The following is a 23,736-nucleotide window of genomic DNA, read 5'->3' on the forward strand; positions in this document are numbered from 1 at the left end:
GTCAGCCCGCCGACGCGGGCGCGGCCTGGGTGATGAACGCGGCGATCGAGCCGACCGACCGGAAGGCGTCCGGGTCCAGCTCCATGTCCTCGACGGGCAGGTCGAACCGCTCGGCGAGCCACGCCATCAGCCGGAGCAGGCCGAGGCTGTCGATCACGCCGCCCTCGACCAGGTCGTAGTCGGGACCGAGCTCGGCCGCCGGGACGTCGGGCAGGAACTCGTCGATGACGAACCTGGTGACGGTCGGGATGTGGTTCATCTCGTCCTCTCGAGGTAGGTGCTGGTGATCCGGGCCCGGTCGGGTTTGCCGGTCGAGGTCCTCGGCAGCGGGGTGTCGGCGAGGTGGATCACCGACGGGATGGCCGCGCGCGGCAGCAGGCCCGCGCAGTGCCCGCGCACGACGAGGGTGTTCAGCGAGCCGTCGTGGCTGACGACCGCGTGCAGTTCGTGCCCGGCCACCGGGTCCGGCAGGGCCACGACGACCGCGGCGGTCACGGCCGGGTGCGCGAGCAGGACCTGTTCGACGGTCAGGGGGTTCACGCGGACGCCCCGCACCTTGACCTGGAAGTCGGTGCGTCCCTCGAGCGTCAGCGTGCCGTCGGGGTGGCGGCGCACGAGGTCGCCGGAGCGGAAGTACCGGTGCTGGCCGGTGCCGTCGGGGCAGGGCCCGAACGCGGCGGCGGTCGCGGCCGCGTCGAGGTAGCCCGGCGCCTGGAACGGCGTGCTGACGTACAGCTCGCCGACCCCCGGCCCGGTCAGCACGGCGCCGTCCGCGACGAGCACCGAGCGGACGCCGTCGATCGGTGTGCCGAGCGGCACGGGTGTCGGCGTCCGCTCGTCGAGCTCGTGGAGGAAGCTGTCGTTGGTCTCGGTGCAGCCGTACAGGTTGTAGCGCCGCGCCGAGGGGAAGAGGCGCGGCAGTTCGGACAGGCACCACTCGGGCAGCACGTCCCCGGTGGAGATCACGTGCTCGACGGCGGGGAACGTGGCGGGCTGCGCGGTGAGCAGCTGGTAGACCATCGGCACCGCCTGCACCACGTGCACGCCGTGGTCCCGCAGCAGGCCGGCGAGGTACGCGGGCCGGGTGGCGCGGTCCGGGTCGACCAGCACGACCCGGCCGCCCGCGGCGAGCGTGGCCCACACGTCGAGCAGGCACAGGTCGAAGTTCAGCGGCGCGTAGTTGAGCACCGTCCGGCCGGGACCGAGCCCGAACCGGTCCGCCGCCCAGCGCGTGAACCGGCCGATCCCGTCGCCGGGCAGCGGCACGATCTTCGGCAGCCCTGTGGAGCCGGACGTGGTGAGCAGCATCGCGGTGCCGGCGGGCAGCGGGGCCGCCGTGCCGCCGGGGGTGACCGCCTCGGGGGCGGGGGAGAGGAGCGCGCCACAACCGGCCCGCGCCACCAGGGTCGCGGTCGTGGTCGCCGGGAGGTCCGGGGCGAGCAGGAGGAACGGCCTGCCGGTGTCGAGCAGCGCCAGCAGCAGCGCGACGGTCGTGGGTGACTTGTCCGCCCGCACCGCGACCGGGACCCCCGGGGCGAACCCGAGCCCGGACAGCCCGCCCGCCAGCTCGTCGGCGCGCCGCCCCAGTTCGCCGTACCCGACCTCCTCGCCGCGCCACACGAGCGCGACGTCGTCGGGCCGGGCACGCACCTGGGCACGCACGCGTGCCGCGAGCATTTCTTCCACGGCTGTTCTCCAGAACGTCGACAAAGACAATTCAGCCAACGCGCAATTCGACTGAAATACACCCCGACGGCGAATTACTCGAACAGAATCGCAGCGCGGCCCCGGGCCGCACATGGGTGGAAAACACCTGACATCCCATTCCCGCCGGTACTACGTGGACGATCGCCGGGCGGGCGTGCGCGGGTGGGCACGGTCGGTGCGCGGGTCGTGCCCGAAGGTGATCGTGGGGACCGGTCCGGTCACCCGTCGCCCGCGCGGCGCCGACGCTGACGTGCTGCGGAGGCAATACACGTGGTTCTCACGGTCGTCACCCACGTGGTCGTCTGTCATGCGACCCCCGGGGACACCCGAGGAGGCCGTGTCCAGGGAGAAGGGGCGAGACCGGCCCGCGCTAGCGCGCGGTGGTGTGGCGGGTGAACTCCGCCCAGGCCGCCGCCAGGCGCTCCACGAGCGCGGTGCTGACCTCGGTCGGCAGCGTGAACGGCAGCCTGATGTGGTCGTCGTGGCCGCCCGCCGGGTCGGTGGCCGACCCCGGCACCACCTCGACCCCGTGCCGCAGCGCGACCTGGGCGAAGATCCGGGCGTCGACGCCGGGCAGGCGGACCCACAGCGCGGTGCCGCCGTCCGGCGCCCGCCAGCGCCAGGTCGGCAGCCGGCCGGCGAGGAGGGCGGCCAGGTGGTCGCGCCGGGCCAGCAGCGCCGCCGTGCGCGCGCCCGCGATGTCGGCGATCTTGGGCAAGAGCCGCGCCGCCAGCACCTGGTCGAGCACCGGCCCGCCGAGGTCGGCTCGCGCCTTGTACCTGGCGAGCCGCTCGATCGTCGCGGCCGGGCCGCGCACCCAGCCGATCCGCAGCCCGGCCCACACCGCCTTGGCGAGCGAGCCGACGGTGAGGATCTCCGCGTCGCCCTGCGAGTACGCGGCCACCGGCGGCGGCAGGTGCTTGCCGGACAGCGCGGCGAAGCCGGGGTAGGCGTTGTCCTCGAGCACGGGGACGCCGGACCGGGCCGCGAGCTCCGCGACCCGCCTGCGCCGCCCGTCGGACATGAGGGTGCCGGTCGGGTTGTGGAAGGTCGGGGTGAGGTAGGCGAGCGCGGGCCGGTGCTCGGCGAACGCCCTGGCCAGCTCGTCAGGCCGGACGCCGTCCTCGTCGAGCGGCACGCCGGCGAGCCGCGCGCCCGCCGCGCGGAGCACGTCGAGGCACCCCGGCCAGCTCGGCTGTTCCACGACCGCGGTGGCGCCGGGCCGCAGGTACATCTGCGCGACGAGACCGACGGCCTGCTGGGCGCCGGTGGTGACGAGGACCTGGTCGGGGACCGTGGGCAGGTGCGCCTCGGTGTGGTGGTCGGCGATCGCGCGGCGCAGCGCGGGCAGGCCACGCGGGTGGTAGCCGGTGTCGGCCATCAGCTCGTCGAGGTCGTCGTGGCGGAGGTCCCAGATGGCGTCGCCCAGCTCCGGCGCGGCCGGTTCGACCGCGAACGCCAGCGAGATGACCTCGCCCGGCCCGTCGACCAGGCGCTGGAAGATCGACGTCGCCCGGCCGCCGGGCACCCGGCCGTCCGCGCCGCCCGGCGTGCGGGGACCGGAGGTGACCCGGGTGCCGCTGCCCCGCACGCTGTCGACGAGGCCGGTGCCGCGCAGCTCGTCGTAGGCGGCGACCACGGTGGCGCGGCTGACCGTGAGCAGCTTGGCGAGGTCGCGCTCGGAGGGCAGCCGCCGTCCGTCGGGCAGGTCGCCGCACCGGATCGCCGCGGCCAGCGCGGCCGCGAGCTTGCGGTAGAGCGGTCCCTTCGCGGCGGTCCAGTCACCGAGTAAATCGGTCAGGTCAGCGGCTTCGGCCAAATGGTCCATGTGCCCCCTCCCGAATTGTCGAATCGCACGGAGCCTAACACGGTCCACATTTCCGGGGACCGCCGAAAACGGTCCAATTCCGCCGCGAATGGCACGGGATCGGCCCGCCGGAAACGAACAGGCTGGGCGGGACCGGTCAACCGATGCGGGAGGAACGCGATGGGCGCGACGGAGGACGGGACGCTGACCGGGCTGCTGCGTGCACAGGCGGCCAGGACCCCGGACGCGGTCGCGGTCGTGTACGAGGGCGAGTCGCTGACCTACGCGGCGCTCGACCGGCGGGCGCGGGAGCTGGCCGGTCTGCTCGTCGCCGAGGGCACGCGGGCCGGGGACGTGGTCGCGGTGGCGCTGCCCCGCTCGCTGGAGCTGGTGGTCGCCCTCGTCGGCACCCTGTACGCCGGAGCCGCCTACCTGCCCCTCGACCTGGACTACCCGCCGGACCGGGTGGCGTTCATGCTCGCCGACTCCGGCGCGCCCGTCGTCCTGACCTCGGCCGCGCACGCGCACCGGCTGCCCGTCACCGAGATCACGGTGCTGGCGGTGGGTACGCCCGCGGCGCCCGCGGCCGTGGTGCCCGCCGGCCCGCACCACCCGGCGTACCTCATCTACACGTCCGGCTCGACCGGCCGCCCCAAGGGCGTGCTGGTGCCGCACCGGGGCATCGTGAACCGCCTGCTGTGGATGCAGGACACCTACCGCCTGGGACCGGGCGACCGCGTGCTGCAGAAGACCCCGTCCAGCTTCGACGTGTCGGTGTGGGAGTTCTTCTGGCCGCTGCTCACCGGCGCCACGCTGGTGGTCGCGCGGCCCGACGGGCACCGCGACCCCGCCTACCTCGCGGCGCTCATCGAGACCGAGTCGGTCACCACCGTCCACTTCGTACCGTCGATGCTCGCCGTGTTCCTCGCGGAACCGACCGTGCCCGCGCGCTGCGCCGGGCTGCGCACGGTGATCTGCAGCGGCGAGGCGCTGCCAGCGGACCTCGCGGCGCGGTGCCGGGACCTGCTGCCCGCCGGGCTGCACAACCTGTACGGGCCGACCGAGGCGTCGGTGGACGTGACGTACTGGCACTGTGCCGGCGACGCCGGCGACGCGACCGTCCCCATCGGACACCCGGTGTGGGGCACGGCCACCCACGTGCTCGGCCCGGACCTGGCGCCGCTGCCCGACGGCGAGGTCGGCGAGCTGTACCTCGCGGGCGTGCAGCTGGCGCACGGGTACCACGGCCGCCGCGGGCTCACGGCGGAACGGTTCGTCGCCGACCCCTTCGGCCCGCCGGGGACCAGGATGTACCGCACCGGCGACCTCGCGACGCGGCGGCCCGACGGCGCGCTCGTCTACCGCGGCCGGACCGACCACCAGGTCAAGATCCGCGGCGCACGCGTGGAACTCGGCGAGATCGAGGCGGCGCTCACCGGGCACCCGGCCGTCGCGCAGGCCGCCGTCGTGGTGCGCGAGGACGTCCCGGGTGTCCCGGTGCTCGTCGCCTACGCGGTGGCCGCCGGTGCGCTCGACACCGACGCGGTGCTGGCGCACGTCGCCACCACGCTGCCCGCGCACATGGTGCCCGCCGCACTCGTGGAGTTGCCCGCGTTCCCGTTGACCCCCAGCGGAAAGCTCGACCGCGCGGCACTGCCCCGGCCGCGGTTCGCCGGCACCGGCACCGCGCCGCGCACGGCAGAGGAACGGACCCTGTGCACGCTCGTGGCCGACCTGCTCGGCCTCGACGGGATCGGGGTCGACGACGACGTGCTCGCGCTCGGCGCCGACAGCATCGTCGCCATGCGCCTGGCGATCCGGGCACGCGCGGCCGGGCTCGCGTTCGACCCGGGTGACGTCCTCGCCCACCGGACCGTCGCGCGGCTCGCAGCGGCCGCCCGGCCGGCCGGACCGGTGCACCTGCCCGCGGACCCGCCGCCGGTCACGCTGTCCGCGGCGGACCGCGCCTGGCTCTCCGCGAACGCGGTGACCGAGGTCTGGCCGCTCGCGCCGTTGCAGGAGGGGCTGCTGTTCCACGCCGCCTACGACGGCGCCGCCGACGCCTACACGATGGGCCTCGCGTTCGACCTGACCGGTCCCGTGGACCTCGCCGCCCTGCGCGCCGCCGCCGAGCGGGTGCTGGCCCGCCACGCCAACCTGCGCGCGGGGTTCCTGCCGTCGGGCGGCGCGCAGTTCGTGCCGTCCACTGTGGACCTGCCGTGGCGGGAGACCGACCTGTCCCGGCTCCCGGCCGACGAGCAGGCGGCGGCCGTCGCGGTGCTCGCCGAGGACGAGCGGTCCCGCGGCTTCGACCTCGCCGCGCCGCCCCTGCTGCGCGTGACGGTGGTCCGGCTCGCTCCCGACCACCACCGGGTCCTGCTCACCAACCACCACATCCTGTTCGACGGCTGGTCCGCGCCGCTGCTGATCGGGGAGTGGCTCGCCGCCCACGCCGGCGCGCCGACGTCGTCGCGTCCCTTCCGCGACTACCTGGCCTGGCTCGGCACCCGCGACCACGCCGCGTCGGCCCGGTTCTGGCAGGAGGTCCTGGCCGGGGTCGGGGAACCCACCCTCGTCGCGGCGGCGCACGGGCACGCGGGCGGGCGCACCGAGGAGGTCGTGGTCGAGCTGCCCGAGTCGACGACCCGCGCGCTGGCCGAGGTGCTGGCTGCGGACGGGCTCACCGTCGGCGCCGCCGTCCAGGCCGCGTGGGCCGCCATCGTCGGCAGGCTGACCGGCCGCGACGACGTGGTCATCGGCACCACCGTGTCCTGCCGTCCGCCGGAGCTGCCCGGCGCGGAGACGACGATCGGGTTGCTGGTCAACACGGTGCCGCTGCGGGTGCGGCTCGACCCGGCGGCACCGGCCGCGGCGGTGCTCGCGCAGGTGCGGGACCAGCAGGCGGCCACCGCGCCGCACACGCACGTCGGGCTCGCCGAGATCCAGCGCGCCACCGGGCTGCCCGAGCTGTTCGACACCCTCGCCGTGGTCGAGAACTTCCCGGCCGCCATCGCCACGCAGCCGCACGGCCCGCGGGCGGACGGGCTGACGACGACCTACCCGAGCCACTACCCGCTCACCCTGTACGCCGCGCCGGGCACCCGCCTGCGCCTGCGGGTCTGCTACCGCCCGGACCTCGTCGACCCGGCGGACGCCGCGCGGGCCGCCGACCAGCTGTGCCGGTGGCTCACCTCGGTCGCGCGGGACCCGGCGGCGCCCGCGGGCCGGATCGACCCGCTCGGACCGGACGAGCGCGCACGGCTCGTCGCCGCGGGCACCGGCCCGGCCCGCGCGCTGCCCGGCACCGACGTGACCGCACTCGTCGAGGCCCAGGCCCGCACGAACCCGGCGGCACTCGCGTTGTCCGCGGGCGGGGTCGAGCTGACCCACGCCGAGCTGAACGCGCGGGCCAACCGGCTGGCGCACGCGCTCGTCGCCCGCGGCGTCGGCCCGGAACGGCTCGTGGCGATCGTCCTGCCGCGGTCGGCCGACCTCGTCACCGCCCTGCCCGCGGTGCTCAAGACCGGCGCGGCCTACGTGCCGGTGGACCCGGACTACCCGGTCGAGCGGGTGCGCCACATCCTCGCCGACGCCGCGCCTGCCCTGGTCCTCACCACCACCGCGCTGGCGCGCGAGCTGGGGCTCGACACGGCCGTGACCGTCGACGACCTCGCCACGGCCGCCTACCCGGACACCGACCTGACCGACGCCGACCGGCTCGCCCCCGTGCGCCCGGACGGCGCCGCCTACGTCATCCACACCTCCGGCTCGACCGGGCGGCCCAAGGGCGTCGTGGTGCCCCGCGGCGCGCTGGTGAACTTCCTGCTGGACATGCGGGACCGGTTCCCCCTCACGACAGCGGACCGGCTGCTCGCGGTCACCACCACCGCCTTCGACATCGCGGCGCTCGAGGTGTTCCTGCCGCTGATCACGGGCGCCGGGATCGTCCTCGCGCCGAGGGACGTCGTGGTCGACCCGGCGCGGCTGGCGGACCTGGCGGCACGCGGCGGGGTGACGGTCGTGCAGGCGACACCGTCGCTGTGGCAGGCGCTGGTGACCACCGCGCCGGACCGGGTGCGCGGGCTGCGTGTGCTCGTCGGCGGGGAGGCGCTGCCCGCCGAGCTCGCCACCGCGCTGCGGGAGCTGGCCGTCGAGGTGACGAACCTGTACGGCCCCACCGAGACCACCATCTGGTCGACCGCGGCGCGGCTGGACGCGCGGCCGGGACTGCCCACGATCGGCGGCCCCATCGCCAACACGCGGGTGTACGTCCTCGACCGGGCGCTGCGCCCGGTCCCGTCCGGCGTCGCGGGCGAGCTGTACATCGCGGGCGACGGCGTGGCACGCGGCTACCTGAACAAGCCGGGCCTGACCACGCAGCGGTTCGTCGCCGACCCGTTCGCGGCGGGATCCCGCATGTACCGCACCGGTGACCTGGCGCGCTGGGGCGCCGACGGCCGCCTGGAGTTCCTCGGCCGCGTCGACCACCAGGTGAAGGTCCGCGGGTTCCGCATCGAGCTCGGCGAGATCGAGGCCGTGCTCGGCGAGCACGCCGACGTGACCCGTGCGGTCGTCGTCGCCCGCGAGGACCGGCCGGGCGATCAGCGCCTCGTCGCCTACGTGGTGCCGGTGCCGGGACGGCAGCCGGTGCATTCGGAGCTGCTGGCGCGGGCCGCCGAGCGCCTGCCCGACTACATGGTGCCCGCGGCGGTCGTGCTCATGGACGTCCTGCCCCAGACCCCCAACGGGAAGGTCGACCGCGCCGCGCTGCCCGCGCCGGAGACGACCGGAACGGACGGGCCGGGCCGGGCGCCGCGCTCGGCGCAGGAGGCCGTGCTGTGCGACCTGTTCGCCGAGGTGCTCGGCGTGCCGGGCGTGGGCGTGACCGACCACTTCTTCCGCAGCGGCGGGCACTCCCTGCTCGCGATCCGGCTGATCGGCCGCGTGCGGGCCGTGTTCGGGGTCGAGCTGCCGATCCGGGTCTTGTTCGAGGCGCCGACCGTCGAGCGACTCGCCCGCGTGCTGCTCGAACCCGCGGCCACCGGCGTCGCCCGGCCGCCGCTGACCCGCGCGGACCGGCCCGCGACGGTCCCGCTGTCCCCGGCACAGCAACGGCTCTGGTTCCTCAACCGGCTCGAAGGCCCGAGCGCCACCTACAACATCCCGCTGGCCCTGCGGATCACCGGGCGGCTCGACGTGGCGGCGCTGCGTGCCGCGCTCGCCGACGTCACCGACCGGCACGAGGTGCTGCGCACCGTCCTGCCCGCCACCGACGGCGAGCCGTGCCAGCTCGTGCTGGACGCCGCGCCGCCACCGCTGTCGGTGGAGCAGGTCGCGGCGGACCGCGTCGACGACGCCGTGCGCCGGGCGGCCCGGGCCGGTTTCGACCTGGCGGTGGAGGTGCCGTTGCGGTGCCACCTGTTCCGGGTGGCGGCGGACGAGCACGTGCTGCTCGTCGTGGTGCACCACGTCGCCGGGGACGGCTGGTCGCTGACGCCGTTGGTGCGGGACCTGTCGGCGGCGTACGGGGCCCGGGTCGCGGGCACCGCACCGGCGTGGGCGCCGTTGCCGGTGCAGTACGCGGACTACACGCTGTGGCAACGGGAACTGCTCGCCGACGCCGAGCAGACGGGAGCCCAGCTCGCGTACTGGACCGGGCAGCTCGCCGGGCTGCCCGACCACCTGGAGCTGCCGTTCGACCACCCGCGCCCAGCGGCGGTCGGCTACGACGGGGACACCGTGCCGGTGCGTGTCGACGCGGACCTGCACCGCAGGGTCGTCGAGCTGGCCCGGGACACCGGGACCACCGCGTTCATGGTCGTGCAGGCGGCGTTCGCGGTGCTGCTGACCCGGATGGGTGCGGGCACCGACATCCCGATCGGGACACCGGTGGCGGGGCGTACCGACGAGGCGCTCGACGAGCTGGTCGGGTTCTTCGTGAACACGGTGGTGTTGCGGACCGACACGAGCGGGGGAGTGTCGTTCCGGGAGTTGCTGGCGCGGGTGCGGGAGACGGATCTGGCGGCGTTCGCGCATCAGGACGTGCCGTTCGAGCGCCTGGTGGAGGTGCTCAACCCGGCCCGGTCGCTCGCGCGGCACCCGCTGTTCCAGGTGATGCTCGTCTTCCAGAACGCCGTGCGCGCCGAGCTGGCGCTGCCCGGCGCGACCGCAGAGGTCGCCGTCCTCGCCGCCGGAGTCGCCAAGTTCGACCTCGTGGTGGACCTCGCGGAGCGGCGCACCGACGCGGGTGCACCGGCGGGCATCGACGGCGCCATCGAGTACAGCACCGTCCTGTTCGAACCCGGCACCGTCGGCGAACTCGCCGCCGCACTGGTGCGGGTGCTCGACGCGGCGGTGTCCCGCCCGGACGCGCCCGTCGACCGCGTCCCCGTCCTCTCGGCGGACCGGCGCGCGGAGCTGCTGCGGGACACCGCCGCCTGCTCCGCCGACGTGGCGCCGCTGCCGGAACTGGTGGCACGGCGGGTCGCGATGTGCCCGGACGCGACGGCCGTCGTGTGCGGCACCGAGGAGCTGACGTACGCGGAGCTGGACGAGCGGGCGAACCGGCTGGCGCGCCACCTCGTGGGGCTGGGCGCCGGGCCGGAACGGGTGGTGGCGCTGGCCGTGCCGCGGTCGGTGGACATGGTCGTGGCGTGGCTCGCCGCGCTGAAGTCGGGTGCCGCGTACCTGCCGGTCGACCCGGGCTACCCGGCCGAACGCATCGCGCTGATGCTCGCCGACGCGGCACCGATCCGGGTGCTGACGACGGCGGCGTCCGCGGCCGCCTTCCCCGGTGCGCCGCTGGTGGTGCTGGACGATCCCGCGACGGCCGCGCTGATCGCGGCCGAGTCCGCCGCACCGGTCACCGACGCGGACCGGACGTCGCCGCTGCTGGTGTCGCACCCCGCGTACGTGATCTTCACGTCCGGCTCGACGGGACGGCCCAAGGGCGTGGTCGTCACGCACCGGGGGATCGCGGGGGTCGCCGGCGTGCACGTCGACCGGCTGGGGCTGGACACGTCGAGCCGGTTCCTGCTGGCGGTGTCGATCAGCTTCGACGTGTCCATGGCGGACATCGCGATGACGTTGCTCGCGGGTGCCGCCCTCGTCGTGCCCACGCCCGACCGGCACGCCGTGGGTGCGGAGCTGGCCGACCTGGTGGACGAGCACACCGTCACGCACACCGACCTGGTGGCGTCGATGCTGGCGTCGGTGCCCGCGGACCGGGACCTGCCGTCGCTGCGGGGTTTCGTGGTGGGCGGGGAGGCGTGCTCGCCGGAGCTGGTGGCCCGGTGGTCACCGGGCCGGACGATGATGCAGGTCTACGGGCCCACCGAGACCACGGTGGTCGCGACGATGAGCGACCCGCTGTCCGGCACGGACGTCCCGCCGATCGGGCGGTCGATCCCCGGCACGCGGGCCTACGTGCTGGACCGCTTCCTCGAACCCGTTCCGCCCGGGGTCGCGGGCGAGCTGTACGTGACCGGCGCCGGTGTCGCGCGCGGCTACCTGAACCGGGCGCCGCTCACGGCCGAACGGTTCGTCGCCGACCCGTTCGGCGACCCCGGCGCCCGCATGTACCGCACCGGTGACCTCGTGCGCAGGCGCCGGGACGGCGACCTCGTGTTCGTCGGCCGCGCCGACCGGCAGGTGAAGATCCGCGGCTACCGCGTCGAGCTCGGCGAGATCCAGGCCGCCGTCGCGCGGCACGACGACGTCGAGGACGCCGCCGTGGTCGTCCGCGACGACCGGCTCGTCGCCTACGCCGTGCCCGCCGCCGGCCGGCCGCTCGACCCGGCCGCGCTCCGCGCGCACGCGGGCACCCTGCTGCCGGACTACATGGTGCCGTCGGCCGTCGTCGTCCTCGACGTGCTTCCCCTGACCCCCAACGGGAAACTGGACCACGCCGCGTTGCCCGCACCCGACCTGACCCGGACGCCGAGCAGGCCGCCGGACCGTCCCGGCGAGGAACTCCTCTGCGGCCTGTTCGCCGACGTGCTCGGGCACGCGGAGGTGGGCGTGGACGACGACTTCTTCGACCTCGGCGGCCATTCGCTGCTCGCCACCAAGCTCATCAGCCGCGTCCACCGGGCGCTGGGGGTGGAGCTGACGCTGCGGGCGTTCTTCGAGAGCCCCACCGTCGCCGCGCTCGCCGCCCGCGTCCAGACGGCGTCCCCATCGCGGCCCCGGCCGGTGCTGCGGGCACGCAACCGGCAGGAGGCATCGTGATCCCGCTGTCGTTCGCCCAGCGCAGGCTGTGGTTCCTCAACCAGCTCGAAGGTCACGGTGCGACCTACAACAGCCCCACGGCGTTCCGGGTGCGCGGCCCGCTGGACGTGCCCGCCCTGCGCGCGGCCCTCGCCGATCTGGTCGGCCGCCACGAACCGCTGCGCACCACGTTCCCGGACGTCGACGGCGAACCGCACCAGCTCGTCGCCGAGCCCGCCCCGCCGGTGTTCGCCGAGACCGACGTCCGGCCCGAGCACCTCGCCGCGGCCATGACCGCCGCCGCCCGCGTGGGTTTCGACCTGGCGGTGGAGGCGCCGTTGCGGTGCCACCTGTTCCGGGTGTCGGCCGACGAGCACGTGCTCTTGTTGGTGGTGCACCACATCGCCGCCGACGGGTGGTCGCTGTCGCCGCTGGTGCGGGACCTGTCGGCGGCGTACCGCGCCCGGCTGGCCGGTGCGGCACCCGAGTGGGCGCCGCTGCCGGTGCAGTACGCGGACTACACGCTGTGGCAACAGGAACTGCTCGGCGCCGAGTCCGATCCGGACAGTGTCGTCGCCCGGCAGCTCGGCTTCTGGCGCACCACCCTCGCGGACCTGCCCGACCGGCTGGCGCTGCCCGCCGACCGTCATCCGGCCGCACCCGGCGAGGCCGCGGCGACCGTCACGGTCGGGCTCGACGGCGACTGGCACACCCGGTTCCGCGACCTGGCACGCGACCACCGGGTCAGCCCGCTGATGGTGGTGCAGGCCGCGCTCGCGGCGCTGCTGACCCGGATGGGTGCGGGCACCGACATCCCCATCGGCACACCGGTGGCGGGGCGCACCGACGAGGCGCTCGACTACCTGGTCGGGTTCTTCGTCAACACGGTGGTGTTGCGCACCGACACGAGCGGGGGAGTGTCCTTTCGGGAGTTGCTGGCGCGGGTGCGGGAGACCGATCTGGCGGCGTTCGCGCACCAGGACGTGCCGTTCGAGCGGCTCGTGGAGGTGCTCAACCCGGCCCGGTCCCTCACCACGCACCCGCTGTTCCAGGTGATGCTGCTCGCGCAGAGCGAACCCGACCCGGTGCCCGAGCTGACCGGACTGGCCGTCGAGGCGGTACCCGTGCACACCGCGGCCGCCCGGTTCGACCTCGTCGTGCGGTTCGCCGAACACCGCAACGTCGAACCGGGCGGCGCGGACCTGACCGTCGAGTACCGGACGGACCTGTTCGACGACGACACCGCCCGGTCCCTCGCCGGCCGGCTCGTCCGCCTGCTCGACGCGGTCATCGCCGACCCGGACCGCCGCGTCGACGACGTGGACCTGCTGACCCCGGCGGAACACGCGCAGCTGGCCGCCGACCGGGACGCCACCCGCCACGCGGTGGCGGTGGCGCCCCTGGGCGAGCTGGTGGCACGGCGGGTGGCGACGTGCCGGGACCGGACCGCGGTGGTGTGCGGGGACGCGGAGCTGACGTACGGGGAGCTGGACGAGCGCGCGAACCGCCTGGCGCGGCACCTGATCGCGTCCGGCGCGGGCCCCGAACGCGTGGTGGCACTCGCCGTGCCGCGGTCGGTGGACATGGTCGTCGCGTGGCTCGCGGTGCTGAAGTCCGGTGCCGCCTACCTGCCGGTCGATCCCGGCTACCCGGCCGAACGCATCGCGCTGATGCTCGCCGACACCGCACCCGCCCTCCTCGTCACCACCACCGCGACGACCCTGCCCGCCACCGCGACCCCACTGGTCGTGCTCGACGACCCCGCGACCGCCGCCCTGATCGCGGCCGGGTCCGCCGCGGCCGTCACCGACGCAGACCGCACCTGCCCGCTGCTCGTGTCGCACCCCGCGTACGTGATCTTCACGTCCGGGTCCACCGGGCGGCCGAAGGGCGTCGTGGTGACCCACCGCGGCATCGCCGGGGTCGCCGCCGCGCACATCGGCCGGCTGGGCTTGGACACGTCGAGCCGGTTCCTGCTGGCGGTGTCGATCAGCTTCGACGTGTCCATGGCGGACATCGCGATGACGCTGCTCGCGGGCGCCACCCTCGTCGTGCCCACGCCGGAACGGCACCTCGTCGGCACGGACCTCGCCACGCTCGTCACCGAGCACGCCGTCACGCACACCGATCTCGTCGCGTCGATGCTGGCGTCCGTGCCCGCGGACCGGGACCTCCCGACGCTGCGGGGTTTCGTCGTCGGTGGGGAGGCGTGCTCGCCGGAGCTGGTGGCCCGCTGGTCACCGGGCCGGACCATGATGCAGGTCTACGGACCCACCGAGACCACCGTCGTCGCCACCATGAGCGACCCGTTGTCCGGAGTGGACACCCCGCCCATCGGCCGCCCCGTCCACAACACCCGCGCCCACGTCCTCGACCACCGCCTGGCGCCGGTGCCGCCCGGCGTTCCCGGCGAGCTGTACATCGCGGGCGACGGCCTCGCCCGCGGCTACCTGAACCAGCCCGGCATGACCGCCGAACGCTTCGTGCCCGACCCGTTCGGCGCGCCCGGCGCACGCATGTACCGCACCGGCGACCTCGTGCGCAGGCGCCGCGACGGCAACCTCGTGTTCCTCGGCCGCGCCGACCGGCAGGTGAAGATCCGCGGCCACCGCGTCGAACTGGGCGAGATCCAGGCCGCCGTCCTCCGCCACCCGGACGTCACCGACGCCGCTGTGGTCGTCCACGAGGACCGGCCCGGCGACCGCAGGCTCGTCGCCTACGCGGTCACCGCCGCCGACCCCGGAGACCTGCGCGCCCACCTCGCCACCGCGCTGCCCGACCACATGGTGCCCTCGGCGGTCGTCGTCCTCGACGTGCTGCCCCTGAGCCCCAACGGAAAGCTCGACCGCACCGCGCTCCCGGCGCCGCACCTCGCCGCCGCGGCGGGGGAGCGGCCACCGCGCGACCCGCGCGAGCAGGCGCTGTGCGACCTGTTCGCCGAGGTGCTCGGCGTGCCGAGGGTGGGCATCGACGACAGCTTCTTCGACCTCGGCGGGCACTCGCTGCTCGCCACCCGGCTCGCGAGCCGGGTCCGCGCCGCCCTCGGCGTCGAGCTGCCGATCCGGGCGCTGTTCGAGGCGCCGACGGTCGCCGGGCTCGCCGGTCACCTCGCGGCCGCCGGCACCACCCGGCCCGCGCTGCGCCCCGTGCCGCGGCCCGAGGCGGTCCCGCTGTCGTTCGCCCAGCGCAGGCTGTGGTTCCTCAACCGCCTCCAGGACGCGCCCGGCCTCTACAACGTCCCGTTCGCGCTGCGGCTGCGCGGCCCGCTCGACGCCGCTGCCCTGCGCGCGGCCGTCGGTGACGTGGTGGCCAGGCACGAACCCCTGCGCACGACCTTCCCCGACCACGGGGGCGACCCCGCCCAGCACGTCACCGACCCGGCCGACGTGACCGTGCCGTGGCGGATGATCCCCGTGGCCGCGCACGCACTCGACGACGTCCTGCGCACCGAGACCGAGGCCGGGTTCGACCTCGCCACCGAGCTGCCGGTGCGGGCGTGCCTGCTGGTGCTCGGTCCCGAGGACCACGTGCTGCTCCTCGTGGTGCACCACATCGCGACCGACGGCGCGTCCATGGGCCCGCTGGCGCGGGACCTGGCTGCGGCGTACACGGCCCGCCGCGCCGGTGACACGCCACAGTGGACGCCGTTGCCGGTGACCTACACCGACTACACGCTGTGGCAGCAACGGCTGCTGGGGGACGAGGCCGATCCGGACAGCCTCGCCGCGGCCCAGGTGGACCACTGGCGGCGGACGCTCGACGGGCTGCCGGAACGCATCGACCTCCCCGCCGACCGGCCCGCCCCGGCCGTGAACACCTACCGCGGCGGCCAGGTGCCGGTCGCGATCGACCCGGTCCTGCACGACGCGCTCACCGCGCTGTGCCACGGCTCGGGCGCCAGCCTGTTCATGGTGCTGCGAGCGGGTCTGGTGGCGTTGCTCAACCGGTTGGGCGCCGGCACGGACATCGCGATCGGCAGCCCCGTGGCGGGCCGCACCGACGCCGCGCTGGACGACCTGGTGGGCTTCTTCGTCAACACGTTGGTGCTGCGCACGGACCTCACCGGCGACCCCACGTTCCGGGAGCTGGTCGGGCGGGTCCGCGAGACCGACCTCGCCGCGCACGCGAACCAGGACGTGCCGTTCGAACGCCTCGTGGAGGTGCTGAACCCGGCGCGCTCGCTGTCGCACCACCCGCTGTTCCAGGTCCTGTTCGTGCTGCAGAACACCGGCGACGCCACCGCCGCCCTGCCCGGGCTCGACGTCGCCGTCCAGGACGTCGGCAGCGGCAGCGCCAAGTACGACCTGCTGCTCTCCCTCACCGAGCACCCGGGCGGCGGCGTCGACGGGGTGCTCGAGTACAGCGCCGACCTGTTCGACCGGGCCACCGCCGAGTCCATCGCCGCCCGCTACGTCCGGCTCCTCGCCGCGGCCGCCGCCGACCCCGGCCTGCCGGTCAGCGCACTGGAGATCCTCACCGGCGCCGAACGGGCCCGGCTCACCCGCCCCGCCGACGGCAGGCCGCCCGCGACCACGCTGCCCGCGCTCGTCGAGCACCACGCCGCCCGCACGCCCGGCGCGCTCGCGATCCAGCACGACACCGGCGGTCCCGGCGTCACCTACGCGGAGCTGAACCGCGCCGCGAACCGGCTCGCCCGTGCCCTCGTCGCCCGCGGCGCGGGCCCCGAACGGATCGTGGCGTTGGCCCTGCCCCGCTCGCCCGCGTTCGTCACCGCCGTGCTCGCGGTGCTGAAGGCCGGCGCGGCCTACCTGCCGATCGACCTCGAGCACCCGCCCGAGCGGGTGCGGACCGTGCTCGCCGACGCCCGCCCGGTGCTCGTGCTGACCGGCGAGACCGCCGTCGACGGGGTGCCGTGCCTGCGCCTCGCCGACCTCGGCAGCGGGTCCGGCGTGGACACCGACCTGACCGACGCCGACCGGCTCGCGCCGCTCACCCCGGACACCCCCGCCTACGTCCTCTACACGTCCGGCTCCACCGGCGTCCCCAAGGGCGTCACGATGCCCGCCGGGCCGCTGGTGAACCTGATGGCCTGGCACCACGACGCGATCGGCGAGGCGGGGCAGGGCGCACGGGTCGCCCAGTTCACGGCCACCACGTTCGACGTCTCCGCGCAGGAGATCCTTTCCGCGCTGACCGCGGGCAAGTGCCTGGTGATCCCCGCCGAGGACACCCGCCGCGACCCGGCGGCCTTCGCCGCCTGGCTCGACGAGCGAGGCGTCACCGAGCTGTACGCACCCAACCTCGTGCTCGACGCGATCGCCGAGGCCGCGCTCGACCAGGACCGCGACCTCCCCGCGCTGCGGCACGTCGCGCAGGCCGGTGAGGCGCTCGTGCTCGGGGAACGGCTGCGCGCGTTCGTCCGCCGCGCACCGGGCAGGCGGCTGCACAACCACTACGGCCCGACCGAGACGCACGTGGTCACCGGGTACGCGCTGCCCGCCGGCGAGTCCAGCTGGGACGCGAGCGCACCCATCGGCCAGCCCATCGCGGGTGCCGCGGTCTACGTGCTCGACCGGTGGCTGCGGCCGGTGCCACCGGGGGTGCCGGGCGAGCTGTACCTGGCGGGCGCCGTGCTCGCCCGCGGCTACCTGAACCGCCCCGCGTTGACGGCGGAACGGTTCACCGCCAACCCGTTCGGCCCGCCCGGCACCCGGCTCTACCGCACCGGCGACCTCGTGCGCCTGCGCCGCGACGACCTGCTCGAGTACCTGGGCCGCGTCGACACCCAGGTCAAGATCCGCGGGTTCCGCATCGAGCTCGGCGAGGTCGAGGCCGCGCTGACCCGGCACCCCGCCGTCGCCCAGGCCGCGGTCGTGGCCCGCGAGGACCGGCCGGGGGACCGGCGGCTGGTCGGCTACGTGGTGCCCGCCGGCCCGGTGGACACCGCCGCGTTGACAGCGCACCTGCGTGCCACCCTGCCCGCGTACATGGTGCCCGCGGCGTTCGTCGTGCTCGACGAGCTGCCCCTGACGCGCAACCGCAAGCTCGACCGGCGTGCGCTGCCCGCACCGGAAGCCCCGGCGCCTGCCGGGCAGGAACCCCGCAACGCCACCGAACAGCTGGTGTGCCGGGCGTTCGCCGACGTCCTCGGCGTCGCCACGGCGGGCATGGCCGACGACTTCTTCGCGCTGGGCGGGCACTCGCTGCTCGCCACCCGACTGGTCAGCCGCGTCCGTGCGCTGCTCGGCGTGGAACTCGCCGTGCGGGACCTGTTCGAGGCACCCACGCCGGCGGGACTCGTCGAGCGGCTGCCCGGTGCGGCGGCCGCGCGGACCAGGGTGCGGCCCGGGACACCGGCGGACGCGGCGCCGCTGTCGTTCGGCCAGCGCAGGCTGTGGTTCCTCAGCAGGCTGGCGGGCGAGGCGGGGCGCCACCACGTCCCGTTCGCGCTGCGGCTGCGCGGCGACCTCGACGTGGACGCGGTGCGCGCGGCCGTCACCGACGTCGTGGCCCGCCACGAACCGCTCCGCACCACGTACCCGGAGAGCGGGGGCGAACCGCGGCCCGTCGTGCTCGGCACGGCCGAGGTGCCGTGGCGGACCGCGCCCTGGACACCGGACGCGCTCGCCGCCGAGACCGCCGTCCCGTTCGACCTCGCGACCGGGCCGCTCCTGCGGGCCACCCTGTTCCGGCGGGGGCCCGGCGAGCACGTGCTGCTCGTCGTGATGCACCACATCGCCACCGACGGCGCCTCCCTGGCGCCGCTGGCGCGCGACCTCGCGACCGCGTACGCGGCCCGCCGCTCCGGCCGTGCTCCACAGTGGACACCGCTGCCGGTGCGGTACGCGGACTACGCGCGCTGGCAGCGCGAGCTGTTCGACGACGCCGATGTGGACGGTCAGGTGGCGTACTGGCGGGCGGCGCTCGCGGGCCTGCCGGAACGCCTCGCGCTGCCGACCGACCGGCCCCGGCCCGCCGTCGCGGGCCACCACGGCGAGCAGGTGCCGGTGCACGTCGACGCCGACCTGCTCACCCGGCTCACCGCGTTCGCCCGGGAGGCCCGAGCGAGCCTGTTCATGGTGCTGCGTGCCGGTCTGCTGGCGGTGCTGAACCGGTCGGGCGCGGGCACCGACATCGCGATCGGCAGTCCGGTGGCGGGCCGCACCGACGAGGCGCTGGACGACCTCGTCGGGTTCTTCGTCAACACGCTGGTGCTGCGCACCGACCTGGCCGGGGACCCCAGCTTCCGGGAGCTGGTGGCGCGGGTCCGCGAGACCGATCTCGCCGCGCACGCCAACCAGGACGTGCCGTTCGAACGCCTCGTGGAGGTGCTGAACCCGGCCCGTTCCCTGGCGCACCACCCGCTGTTCCAGGTGATGTTCGCGTTGCAGAACCTGCCGGACACGACGGTCGAGCTGCCCGGGCTCGAGGTCGGCGAGGAACCGGTCGGCGGGTTCACCGCTCGCTACGACCTCTCCCTGGTGCTCACCGAGACCGACGGCGCTCTCACCGGCGTGCTCGGCTACCGCACCGACCTGTTCGACCGCGCGACCGTCGAGGACCTGCGCGACCGGCTGGTCCGGCTCCTCACCGCCGCGGTCGCCGACCCCGACGCACCGGTCGGCACGATCGACCTGCTGACCGCCGGGGAACGCCACCGCCTGCTCGTCGAGTGGAACGGCACCGGCACCACCCGGCCCGCGGTCCTCCTGCCGGACCTCGTCACCGCCCAGGTCGCCCGCACCCCGGACGCCGTCGCCGTGTCCGACCCCGACGGCGAACTGACCTACCGGGAGCTGGACGCGCGGGTCAACCGGCTGGCGCGCCACCTCGTCGCGCTCGGCGCGGGCCCGGAACGGCTCGTCGCGCTCGCCGTGCCCGCCACCGCCGACCTGGTGGTCGCGCTGCTCGCGGTCGTGCGGTCCGGCGCGGCCTACCTGCCCGTCGACCCCGCGCACCCCGCGGCGCGCACCGAGCTGGTCCTGCACGACGCGGTCCCCGCACTGCTCGTCACCACCGCGGGCACCGCGCTGCCCGGCACCGGCGTGCCGCGGCTCGTGCTCGACGACCCGGCGACCGCGGCGGCCGTGCACGCGCGGGACGCCGGACCGGTGACCGACGCCGACCGGCGCGCACCCCTGACCGCCGCGCACCCCGTGTACGCGATCCACACGTCCGGCTCGACCGGCCGGCCGAAGGGCGTCGTCGTCGAGCACGGCGCGCTCGCCACCTACCTGGCCCGTGCCAAGGACACGTACCCGGCGGCCCGCGGCACCGTGCTCCTGCACACCGCCGTGTCGTTCGACCTGACCGTGACCGCGCTCTACACCCCGCTCGTCACCGGCGGCCGCGTCCACGTCGCCCCGCTGGACCCCGACGCCCCCGCGGGCCCGCCGGCGACGTTCGTCAAGGCCACCCCCAGTCACCTGCCCGCGCTGACCGATCTGCCCGCCACACTCGCACCCGGCGGCGAGCTGATGCTCGGCGGCGAACCGCTCCTCGGCCCGGCCCTCGCCCCGTGGCGGCGGCAGAACCCGGCGGCCGTGGTCCGCAACGTCTACGGCCCCACCGAGATCTGCGTCAACTGCACCGAGTACCGCCTCGACCCGGGCATGCCGGCACCCGAGGGCCAGGTCCCGATCGGCAGGCCCCACGACTACGTCCGCGTCTACGTGCTCGACGCCCGGCTGCGCCTCACCCCGCCCGGGGTGCCCGGTGATCTGTACGTCGCCGGTCCCGGCCTCGCCCGCGGCTACCTGCACCGGCCGGGGCCCACGGCGGAACGCTTCGTCGCCGACCCGTTCACGCCGGGGCGCATGTACCGGACCGGCGACCGGGTCCGGTGGCGGCGCGACGGCGAGCTGGAGTTCGTCGGCCGCACCGACGACCAGGTCAAGGTGCGCGGCCACCGGGTCGAGCTGGGCGAGGTCGAGGCCGCGCTCGCCGGTGCGCCCGGCGTCGCCAGGGCCGCCGCGACCGTCCGCGAGGACCGGCTCGTCGGCTACGCGGTCCCCGACGGCACGGGGGAGATGGACCCCGCCGCGGTCCGCGCCCACGCCGCGGCCGTGCTCCCGGCGCACATGGTCCCCTCGGTCGTCGTGCGCCTCGACGCGCTCCCGTTGAGCCCCAACGGAAAGCTCGACCGTGCCGCGCTCCCGGCGCCCGCGCTCACGGGCAGCGCGGGACGCGCGCCGCGCACCTCCCGGGAAGGGCTGCTGTGCCGGTTGTTCGGTGAGGTCCTCGGCGTCCCCGGGGTCCGCGCCGACGACAACTTCTTCGACCTCGGCGGGCACTCGCTGCTCGCGACCGGGCTCGTCGGCCGCGTCCGGGCCGACCTCGGCGTCCGGGCGGGCATCCGGGACCTGTTCCAGGCCCCCACCCCGGCCGCGCTCGCCGCACTGCTCGACGGCGACGCGGACGCGGGTGGCGCCCTCGACGTGCTGCTACCGCTGCGCACGGCCGGACCGCGGCCACCGCTGTTCTGCGTGCACCCCGCCGCCGGGATCAGCTGGGTCTACTCCGGACTCCTGCACGCGCTCGGACCAGACCAGCCGGTGTACGGCCTGCAGGCACGCGGCCTCGACGGGCACTCGCCGCTCGCGACCGGTGTGGCGGAGATGGCCGCCGACTACGTGGCCCAGCTCCGCGCCGTGCAGCCCACCGGGCCCTACCACCTGCTCGGCTGGTCGTTCGGCGGCAACGTCGCCCACGCCATGGCCGTGCGGCTGCGCGCGGACGGCGAACGGGTCGCGCTGCTCGCCATGATGGACGCCTACCCGGCCACCGGACCCGCGCCGGCCCGGGACGAGCCCGAGGTCCTGGCCGACCTCCTGCGCTCGCTCGGTGTGCGGGACCTCGGCGCCGGACCACTCGACCTGGCGGCGGCCACCCGGCTCGCCGGAGCGGGCGCGGGCGCCCTCGCCATGCTCGGCCCGGACGTGCTGCCCGCCGTCGCCGCCGTCTTCGCCAACAACGCGGCCCTGCGCGCCGACCACCGGCCGGGGACCTTCGACGGCGACGTCCTGTTCTTCTCCGCCACCGCCGACCGGCCGCCCGGGCTCGCGGACCCGGCGGCGGCGTGGGCGCCGCACGTCCTCGGCCGCGTCGACATCCGGCCGGTCGCCTGCGCCCACGGCGAGATGACCCGGTCCGAGCACCTGTCCGGCATCGCCGCGGCGCTCGCCACCCAACTGTCCACAGTGGAACTCATCGGGAGGATGTCATGACCAACCCGTTCGAAGACGCCGACGGCACCTACTACGCGCTCGTCAACGACGAGGGCCAGTACTCGCTGTGGCCCGAGTTCGCCGAGGTGCCCGCGGGCTGGACGGTGGCGCACGGCCCGGCGGGCAGGCAGGAGTGCCTCGACCACGTCGAGGAGCACTGGACCGACATGCGGCCCAGGAGCCTCGCCGAGGCCATGGACCGGGCATGACCGGCGGCCGCAGCCCCTGGGTGGTGCTGTACACCCTGATGCTGGGGCTGTTCGTGACCGGCGTGAGCAGCACGTCGGTGAACACGGCCATCCCGGCGGTCGGCACCGGCCTGGACGCGACGTTCGACGAGCTGCTGTGGATGGTCAACGGCTACACCATCGTGCTCGCCGCGGTCGTCATCACCGCGGGCCGGCTCGGCGACCTGTACGGGCCGCGCAGGCTCTACGTCATCGGCCTGGTGGTGTTCGCCGCCGGCTCGGTGCTCGCCGGGCTCGCGCAGTCGCCGGCCGTGCTGATCCTGGCCCGGCTGGTGCAGGCGTTCGGCGGCGCGCTCGTGTCCCCGCAGTCGCTGTCCATGATCAGCAAGATCTTCCCGCCGGAGCGCCGCGGCCGGGCCATGGGCATCTGGGGCGCGGTCGCGGGACTCGCGGTCGCCATCGGCCCGAGCCTCGGCGGGCTCATCGTCTCCGCCTGGGGCTGGCGCTGGGTGTTCCTCGTGAACGTCCCGGTCTGCCTCGCCACCGCGGTGCTCGCGCTCCTGCTGGTGCCCGACGTGGCGGGCGGGCGGCGGCGCAGGCTGGACCTGCTCGGGTCCGCGCTCGCCGGCGCCGCACTGTTCCTGATCAGCTACGGGCTCATCGAGGGCCAGTCGCACGGCTGGGGCCGCGTGTGGGGGCCGGTGCCGGTCGCGGCCGTCATCGGCGCGGGGGTGGTGCTGCTCGCGGTGTTCGCCCGCGTGGAGCGCGGCAGGCAGGACCGGGAACCGTTGCTGCCGTTCGTGATCCTGCGCGACCGCAACTTCGCGTGCATGGCGGCGGTCACGATCACGCTCGTCGGCGCGGTCGGGGCGATGCTGCTGCTGTTGTCGATCCTGCTGCAGTCCGGGCTGGGGCTGGCGGCGGTGTCCGCCGGGGTGGTCATCGCGATCGCGCCGGTGGTCTCCAGCGCCGTCGCGCCGGTGACCGGCAGGCTGACCGACCGGTTCGGCGGCAAGTACCTCCTCGTCGCCGGCCTGCTGCTGTTCGCCGTCGGGCTGGGGCAGCTGGCGCTGGCCGCCGGGCCCGCCGCGGGCTGGTGGGACCTGCTGCCCGGGCTCGTCGTCATCGGCGTCGCGATGGGCGTGGTGTTCGCGCCCCCGCTCGCCATCGCCATGCACGACATCGACCCCGCGATGGCGGGCGCGGCGTCCGGCGCCCTCAACACGATCCGCAACTTCGGCGCCACCGTCGCGGCCGCCGTGGTCGGCGCGGTCGTCCAGTCGCGGCTGGGCGCCGCGCTGCGGGACGCCGCCGACACCCACGCCGCCGCGCTCGACCCGGCACTGCGGGACCCGTTGCGCGCCGGTGTCGCCGAGGCCACCGCCGGACGGCTCGAGGTCGGCCCCGACCAGTTCCACATCCCCGTCCCGCCCGGCACGTCGGCCGACGCCGCCGGTGCCCTGCACGACGCGGCCGGCGCGGTGTTCCGCACCGGGCTGACCGACGCCGTGCGGATCGCGTTCCTGGTGCCCGCCGCGCTCCTCGTGGTGTCCGTGCTGCTGACGCTCGCGGTCCGCGAGAAGCCACGGGCGGGCGCCGACCCCGTCTCCGCCGCACGTGCCTGACCCCGGAGGACAAC

The 23,736-nt window shown here is 75.5% G+C and carries 6 protein-coding genes and 1 pseudogene; 4 read left to right on the plus strand and 3 right to left on the minus strand.

Going from position 1 to position 23,736, the window contains the following annotated elements; genetic code table 11:
- Position 1 precedes the first annotated feature (1 nt).
- The 3 genes from ACYQ77_RS10600 to ACYQ77_RS10610 form a co-directional block, all read right to left on the minus strand.
- A complete protein-coding gene (locus ACYQ77_RS10600; protein ID WP_459709894.1) occupies positions 2-259 on the minus strand; it encodes a phosphopantetheine-binding protein in 258 nt (85 codons plus the stop codon).
- Positions 256-1,677, minus strand: a complete 1,422-nt coding sequence (locus ACYQ77_RS10605; protein ID WP_459710754.1) for an AMP-binding protein — start codon at positions 1,675-1,677, stop codon at positions 256-258. The genes ACYQ77_RS10600 and ACYQ77_RS10605 overlap by 4 nt, the downstream gene beginning before the upstream one ends.
- Before the next feature lie 400 nt (positions 1,678-2,077).
- Positions 2,078-3,535: an aminotransferase-like domain-containing protein gene (locus ACYQ77_RS10610; RefSeq protein WP_459709895.1), complete on the minus strand. Its 1,458-nt coding sequence runs from the start codon at positions 3,533-3,535 to the stop codon at positions 2,078-2,080.
- A 162-nt stretch (positions 3,536-3,697) separates the two neighbouring features.
- Between ACYQ77_RS10610 and ACYQ77_RS10615 the strand changes: the two are divergent.
- The 4 genes and pseudogenes from ACYQ77_RS10615 to ACYQ77_RS10630 form a co-directional block, all read left to right on the plus strand.
- A pseudogene (locus tag ACYQ77_RS10615) lies at positions 3,698-11,743 on the plus strand (amino acid adenylation domain-containing protein); the annotation flags it as partial.
- Positions 11,740-21,909, plus strand: a complete 10,170-nt coding sequence (locus ACYQ77_RS10620) for a non-ribosomal peptide synthetase (protein ID WP_459709897.1) — start codon at positions 11,740-11,742, stop codon at positions 21,907-21,909. The pseudogene ACYQ77_RS10615 and the gene ACYQ77_RS10620, both read left to right, overlap by 4 nt.
- Positions 21,906-22,118, plus strand: coding sequence for an MbtH family protein (locus ACYQ77_RS10625; RefSeq protein WP_459709898.1), 213 nt, complete (start codon positions 21,906-21,908; stop codon positions 22,116-22,118). Before ACYQ77_RS10620 ends, ACYQ77_RS10625 begins: the two co-directional genes overlap by 4 nt.
- Positions 22,115-23,722, plus strand: coding sequence for a DHA2 family efflux MFS transporter permease subunit (locus tag ACYQ77_RS10630; RefSeq protein WP_459709900.1), 1,608 nt, complete (start codon positions 22,115-22,117; stop codon positions 23,720-23,722). The genes ACYQ77_RS10625 and ACYQ77_RS10630 overlap by 4 nt, the downstream gene beginning before the upstream one ends.
- The last annotated feature ends 14 nt before the right edge of the window (positions 23,723-23,736 follow it).

This window comes from Actinophytocola sp. KF-1 (genome assembly GCF_054661535.1).

Coding starts and splice junctions, on each gene's coding strand:
- ACYQ77_RS10600 (WP_459709894.1), bottom strand. CDS start 259: ATGAACCACATCCCGACCGTCACCAGGTTCGTCATCGACGAGTTCCTG.
- ACYQ77_RS10605 (WP_459710754.1), bottom strand. CDS start 1,677: ATGCTCGCGGCACGCGTGCGTGCCCAGGTGCGTGCCCGGCCCGACGAC.
- ACYQ77_RS10610 (WP_459709895.1), bottom strand. CDS start 3,535: ATGGACCATTTGGCCGAAGCCGCTGACCTGACCGATTTACTCGGTGAC.
- ACYQ77_RS10625 (WP_459709898.1), top strand. CDS start 21,906: ATGACCAACCCGTTCGAAGACGCCGACGGCACCTACTACGCGCTCGTC.
- ACYQ77_RS10630 (WP_459709900.1), top strand. CDS start 22,115: ATGACCGGCGGCCGCAGCCCCTGGGTGGTGCTGTACACCCTGATGCTG.